The 6,000-nt window shown below is 48.1% G+C and carries 6 protein-coding genes; all 6 read right to left on the bottom strand.

Translation table 11 applies throughout. The features are described from left to right. A partial coding sequence (locus HMPREF0080_RS03245) for an ESPR domain-containing protein (protein WP_006789773.1) occupies positions 1-1,348 on the bottom strand: 1,348 nt, incomplete at its 3' end. A gap of 165 nt (positions 1,349-1,513) precedes the next feature. After that, positions 1,514-2,254 carry a LytR/AlgR family response regulator transcription factor gene (locus HMPREF0080_RS03240; RefSeq protein ID WP_006789772.1) on the bottom strand — a complete coding sequence of 247 codons (741 nt, stop codon included), beginning with the start codon at positions 2,252-2,254 and terminating at the stop codon, positions 1,514-1,516. A gap of 447 nt (positions 2,255-2,701) precedes the next feature. Further along, positions 2,702-3,361 (bottom strand): 3-oxoacid CoA-transferase subunit B, encoded by a 660-nt coding sequence (locus HMPREF0080_RS03230; protein ID WP_006789770.1) that lies wholly within the window; start codon positions 3,359-3,361, stop codon positions 2,702-2,704. Next, complete coding sequence (locus tag HMPREF0080_RS03225; protein WP_006789769.1) at positions 3,361-4,086, bottom strand: CoA transferase subunit A; 726 nt, start codon at positions 4,084-4,086, stop codon at positions 3,361-3,363. Before HMPREF0080_RS03225 ends, HMPREF0080_RS03230 begins: the two co-directional genes overlap by 1 nt. A gap of 20 nt (positions 4,087-4,106) precedes the next feature. Continuing rightward, entirely contained in the window at positions 4,107-4,901 is a 795-nt protein-coding gene (locus HMPREF0080_RS03220; protein ID WP_040347035.1) for an enoyl-CoA hydratase/isomerase family protein, read from the bottom strand. Between the two features lie 240 nt (positions 4,902-5,141). Continuing rightward, positions 5,142-5,888, bottom strand: coding sequence for a LytR/AlgR family response regulator transcription factor (locus HMPREF0080_RS03215; RefSeq protein WP_006789766.1), 747 nt, complete (start codon positions 5,886-5,888; stop codon positions 5,142-5,144). Positions 5,889-6,000: the final 112 nt, after the last annotated feature.

The following is a 6,000-nucleotide window of genomic DNA, read 5'->3' as shown; positions in this document are numbered from 1 at the left end:
TTTCCTCGACATCACCCGTAACGGTTTCGGTCAGTTTACCGCCGACGGTATTGGTCTGATTGCCGCCTACGGTAGTCGTTTGATCTTTTTTGTAGTCTTCCGTGACGTCGCCCGCAACACTTTCGGTCAGATTGCCGATTACCGTGTTGGATTGATGGCCGCCTACGGTATTGGACTGACTGCCCGTCACGTTGGTGGACTGGTCGCCGCCTACGTTAGTCGTCAGATCTTTGCCGATCGTATTGGTCATATCCTCGGTCGTCGTATTCGTGATATTCTTCGCCTTATTGTTGATATTCCCGTCTTCGGCTGTCAGGTTGATATCCGCTGCGGTTTGTTCCACCGTCGTTTTCTCTGTGCCGTTTGTGACGATATGCGTCGATTTTGTGGACGTGTTGACTTCGCTGTTGGAATTTCCGGCAGCGTCCAGCACTTCCTGTGAGATTTTATCCTTCTGCAGCTTCATTTCCGCGCCGTTGCCGCCGGTGACGCCCAGTCCGACAGCCGATACGCCGAAGCCGTTCGTATCGAAGTTGAGCTTACTGCCTTCGATTGTATTGTTGTGGATATCTCCCGTGAAGTTCGCGTTTTTGCTCTCTATGCTGCCCGCTTTGATATCGGTCAGGTTATTATGATCGTCTTTTATGAGAACTTCATCGGGCATGAATTTTCCTTTGACGGTAAGATCACCGCCTACTTTAACATCGCCTGTCGTTTCCAGTGTCGATATATTGCTAAGCGCATTGTTGTTCACGGTAATATCGTTGATCTTTTTCACTCCCGACATATCGCCGTTTTTAATGTTGACGCCGTCCACATTCGTACCGCCGCCCGCATTATAGCTGATATTGGTCGTTTTGTCTTCCACTTTGCCGATTTTTCCTTCCAATGCCGTATCGGCATCCTTGCGATCCGTTTCTTCCTTTAACAGCTCTGCTTTCGTGGCATAATTTGTATTGGCATCGGCCTTGGACAAGTAGGTTGCATTAGCATCGGCCTTGGACAAGTAATTTGTATTGGCATCGGCCTTGGACAAGTAGGTTGCATTAGCATCGGCCTTGGACAAGTAGGTTGTATTGGCATCGGTTTTCGTCAGTAAATCGGAAGCTTCTCCTACTACAACATTTGTACCGCTCGGCAATTTGCCGTCTGAATCAACCGTTTGGTTAGAAACGGCGCCGGCGAGGCCGGTGCAGCTCAGGAACGCGGTCAGGGCGACGGCAGAAACGAAGGCCTTTCCTGCCCTTTTGCCGGAACCGGACGATTTCGTCCGGCTTTTGCCAAATTCCGACGTCACGACATAGCAGGACTTGAGCTTACTCCATACGACCTTGTAAATTTTATTCATAAAACCAGCACTTCCTTCCTTCTGTATCCATAAAAATTTTTAGCTTACCCTGCTTCCTTCCGGTAATATCATACGGCCTGCGGCCGATACCTCCTTTCATAGGGATTTACGGATGTCTCTTTCAGTGATATATAACCTGCATACTCGTACGTACGTACCGTATGCTTACCGGCTGCTTAATTCCCTGTTAAACATAAATTTGAAATAGGTTTCCTGTATTTTTCGGTATTTCCGTTGGGCAACGGGGATGATATGGCCCATTACTTCCAGATGATCGCGTTTGATAATGTGGATGGCCTTCTGGTTGACGATATACCCTTTGCCGGGAGCGATAAATTGGCCCGGTGATTTTGCATTCAACACGTGCAGGAGTCCTGTCAGGGTATGCCGGACGGCAATGATGGAACGGCCTTTAAGGTGGACCATCAGTGTATGGCCGCGGCTTTCAATAAAAGCGATGCGGTCAATGGCTTCGACCTGGAGACCGCCGCCTACGGTTTTAAAAACAATCTGCTTGCTTTCTTTTTTGCCTAAATTTTTCAGAGCGCGTTCCAGCGCCATGTGAAGCCGGCCGTTATCAACCGGCTTGAGAAGATAATGGGACGCTTGCAGTGAAAATGCTTCGATTGCAAAATTGTCGCTTGAGGTCAAAAAGATAATTTCCGTCCGCATTTCACGTTTTCTGATCTCGGAAGCGATGTCCAGGCCCGATATACCGGGCATATATATGTCCAGGAGAAGAATGTCGATATGCTTATTCCGCTCCACGTCGCCCATAAAAAGGAAGGAATTGTCATATAATATATAGTCAATCTGCTCGGCCCGATCTGCCAGACAGCGCTCAGCCAAGTTTTTGATCTCAACCAACTGATATCTGTCGTCATCACATATGGCTATGCGTATCATATACGGTTTCCTTTCTGTACCGGTCCGTCATAGTACGATGTATAATATGTACATCTATTTTTTTTTACATATATTTATATTCAATGTACTATATAACGCATAAAGCGATTGTGTTTATAGCATGAAACGACGCTTTTTTGACACAAACCGTCAAAAAAACTTTTAAATATAATATTTAAAGCGCCGCACAGTTACGGCCGGTATACAGTACGTTCAATCATTTGTAATATTAAAACAAAATTTTTTGAACAACCCGTCCGGTACAGGAGACTGTTCCCGGTCCGAAAGACGCCCGAATACGGGCCCCGTATTAAGAATGCCGTGAATAAGAAAGGAGCCGGGGGTTCCCCGGCATAACCGCAGGGGGGAAGGCTTTTTGCATATAAAAAGACTGTAAGCAGCATGAGGTAAAAACCGCATGCTGCTTACAGCCCGTTTTTCAGAACTCTATATCATGGTGCCGACGTGATCGGGAATGATAACGGTTGCTTCTGTGGCATGTATAATATCGTCCGTATCGTAGTCGGGAGCGAGTTCACGCAAAACCAGCCCGTCGGGCGTGACTTCCAAATAACAGCGCTCCGTGACGATATCCGTTACACACCGCGTTCCCGTTAAAGGCAGGGTGCATTTTTTGAGGATTTTAGGGGCCCCGTTTTTTTCACAATGTTCCGTGGCTACAATAATTTTTTTCACGCCTGCGCACAGGTCCATCGCTCCGCCCATACCGGGAACGAACTTGCCCGGAACGATCCAGTTGGCTATATTTCCTTCCTGATCAACCTGGAAGGTCCCCAATATGGCGGCATCGATATGGCCGCCTCTGATGAAGGCGAAGGACGTTTCATGATCGTAGACGCTGCCGCCGGGAATAATGGAAGCCGGCTGCCCGCCGGCGTCAATGATATCGACGTCCACTTCATCCCACGGCGGGGTCGCGCCGCTGCCGACGGTGCCGATTTCCGCCTCAAGCCACAGGTCGACGCCTTCAGGTAGATAGTTTACGCACATCAGAGGCAGGCCGATCCCTAAATTGACGAAATCGCCGTCTTTAAAAAATTTTGCACACCTGGCCGCAATGAGTTCCCGGCCGCTTAATGTAGTCATTATGAAGGGCCTCCTTTCTTTTCGGCTTTTGCTTTGAGCCGTTTCCACATGGGGCATAACGGGCGCTTTTCGCCGGTTCGCACGTAGACCATGTCAATAATCGGTGCGGGAACATCTATTTCTTCAGGACCTAATTCACCGATTTCGACAAGCTCTTCCACTTCGGCAATGACGTAATCCGCGGCCAGGGCGAGTGTACTGTTCGTTGCCCGTGAATTCATGCGAAACGAGATATTCCCCGCTTTATCCGCCTTAGTGGCCTTGATCAGGGCGACGTCTCCGTGTAAGGGCAATTCTAGGAGATATGCTTTGCCGCCTACGGTAATTTTTTCTTTGCCTTTTTCCACCTCCGTACCCAGTCCGGTCGGTGTAAGGAATCCGCCGATTCCGGAGCCGCCGCAGCGCACCCGCTCGGCCCATGTCCCCTGCGGCACGAATTCCACCGCCAATTCGCCGCTCAGCATCTGATCTTTGGCGACGGGGTTTAAGCCTATATGCGTTGTAACCAGGCTTTTTACGCGCTTCGCCGCAATGAGCTTGCCTAATCCCTGGTCGGGCATGCCGGCCGATACGGCGATGGCAGCAATGTCCGTAATCCCCCTGGCAAGCATGGCGTCGATCAGTTCATCGGCGGCAAACTCGCCATGCCAATCACCGAACATAATGGTCTGGCCGCTGCGGATGTGTTCTAAGGCACGGTCTTTGGAAACCGTTTTATTCAGCATGGATAGTTCCTCCTTTACCTCTATTTTCCTTTAAATTCAGCCTTTCTTTTTTCCATGAACGCTTTACAGCCTTCCTGGAAATCCAACGACGCGGAGCATTCACGCTGCGTCGGAACTTCTACGGTGTCGAGCCATTGTTTGTAATCGCTGTAAACGGCGGCATACAGTTGTTTTTTAATGTTTTTGTACGATATGAGCGGGCCTGAAGCTATTTTTGCGGCTAATTTCATCGTTGCGCCGGACAGTTCTTCCGGGCTGACGACTTCATAGGCCAGGCCCCATTCCTTAGCTTCCGCGGCGCTCAGCGGACGGCCGGTTGCCGCCAGCTGCACGGTCCGCGCCGTGCCGATCGTCTTGGCCAGTAAATATGTCGCTCCCGTATCGGGCACGAGACCGATATTGACAAAAGCCAGGATAAATTTCGCGTTATCGGCGCAAATCATGAAATCACCGCCTATCGCCAGGCTGACGCCCGCGCCGGCCGAGGCGCCGCAAACGGAGGTGATGACAATTTTACTCATTTTTTTCATAAAATCGGCCAACGTCCCTACTTTACTGATGAGGCCGTCCATATTCACCTCGCCGCCGCGTTTGATGAGATCATAGAAATAACCGATATCCCCGCCGGCAGAGAACGCCTTTTCCTGCCCTTTCAAAATGACGACTTTTACGGCCTCGTCTTTTTCGGCCGCCCGGAAAGCCAGCAACAGCTCATCCGCCATTTGTTCGTCAATGGCATTGAGATTTTTCATGTAATCCATGGTAATGATCGCAATGCCGTCTTCCACCGTGTAAATTAATTTTTTGAAATCCATACGACCTCCTCCTTTGCCTGTTACCCTGTCCATACAAAAAGGGTTCCGAATACAATCGATTCGGAACCCTCTTTGCCGGATAATCCATCATTTGAAATAATGTTGACAACAAGTTGATATACGGTTCATATGCCCGAACACAAACCGTTCAATCAACTTGGAACAACCTCGATAAAAGTTCCGATGTATATGAAGACAGAGTGTATTCATCCGTATTCGACCTTTCCGTACCGGGGCACGCTATACCTGCCTGCCGCCGATACCCTTTTGCAGCATAAAATTAAAATAGTTTTCCTGAAGTTTTCTGAATTTCCGCTGGGCAATGGGAATAATATGCCCTTTTATTTCGATGTGCCCCGGCTTGATGATATGGATGGCTTTTTGATTGACAATATATCCTTTTCCGGGGGATATAAATTGATGCGGCATTATTTCATCCAGCATCTTTTGCAGCCCTGCAAGCGTCCGTCTTGTCGTAATGAAGGAACCGTCTTTTAAATAGACCGTCAATATATGGCCCCGGCTCTCTATAAAGGAGATATTGTCAATATCTTCGATTTGCAAGCCGCCGCCCGAGGTCTTAAAAACGATCCTCGTTTCGCGGTCCGTCTTTATCTTTTCAAAGGCGCGTCCAAGGGCGATGTCCAGTTCTTTTTCTTTTATCGGTTTTATAAGATAATGAATCGTCTGCAAAGAAAAGGCTTCAATAGCGAATTCATCGCTTGAGGTAAGAAAAATGATCTCGCCGTGAAGTTTTTTACGGCGTATTTCCGCAGCGATATCCAGGCCCGATATGCCGGGCATATAAATATCCAACAAGAAAATGTCAAATACTCTTCCCCGTTCAAGCTCTTCGCTGAGAAGAAAAGAACTGTCATAGAGCGTATAGCGGATTTCTTCCGTGTGATTTCGCAAGCAACGTTCACACATCGACTTTATATCATGAAGCTGCTTTGTGTCATCATCACATATGGCTATGCGTATCATACAGATTTACCCCGTGAATTCCGACTTCATTACATGATATATAAGTACAATATATTTTAGTTATTTAAATTATAACATATATTTATATATACAGTCCATGTTTTGTCATAAA

The sequence above is a fragment of the Megasphaera geminata F0357 genome, from assembly GCF_000239275.1.
Taxonomy (GTDB): domain Bacteria; phylum Bacillota; class Negativicutes; order Veillonellales; family Megasphaeraceae; genus Megasphaera; species Megasphaera geminata.
This window is presented reverse-complemented; position numbering and strand designations above follow the sequence as displayed.

Bases quoted from the DNA above. Each gene is read 5' to 3' on its own strand.
- HMPREF0080_RS03215 (WP_006789766.1), bottom strand. From the start codon at position 5,888: ATGATACGCATAGCCATATGTGATGATGACACAAAGCAGCTTCATGAT.
- HMPREF0080_RS03225 (WP_006789769.1), bottom strand. From the start codon at position 4,086: ATGCTGAATAAAACGGTTTCCAAAGACCGTGCCTTAGAACACATCCGC.
- HMPREF0080_RS03220 (WP_040347035.1), bottom strand. From the start codon at position 4,901: ATGGATTTCAAAAAATTAATTTACACGGTGGAAGACGGCATTGCGATC.
- HMPREF0080_RS03240 (WP_006789772.1), bottom strand. From the start codon at position 2,254: ATGATACGCATAGCCATATGTGATGACGACAGATATCAGTTGGTTGAG.
- HMPREF0080_RS03230 (WP_006789770.1), bottom strand. From the start codon at position 3,361: ATGACTACATTAAGCGGCCGGGAACTCATTGCGGCCAGGTGTGCAAAA.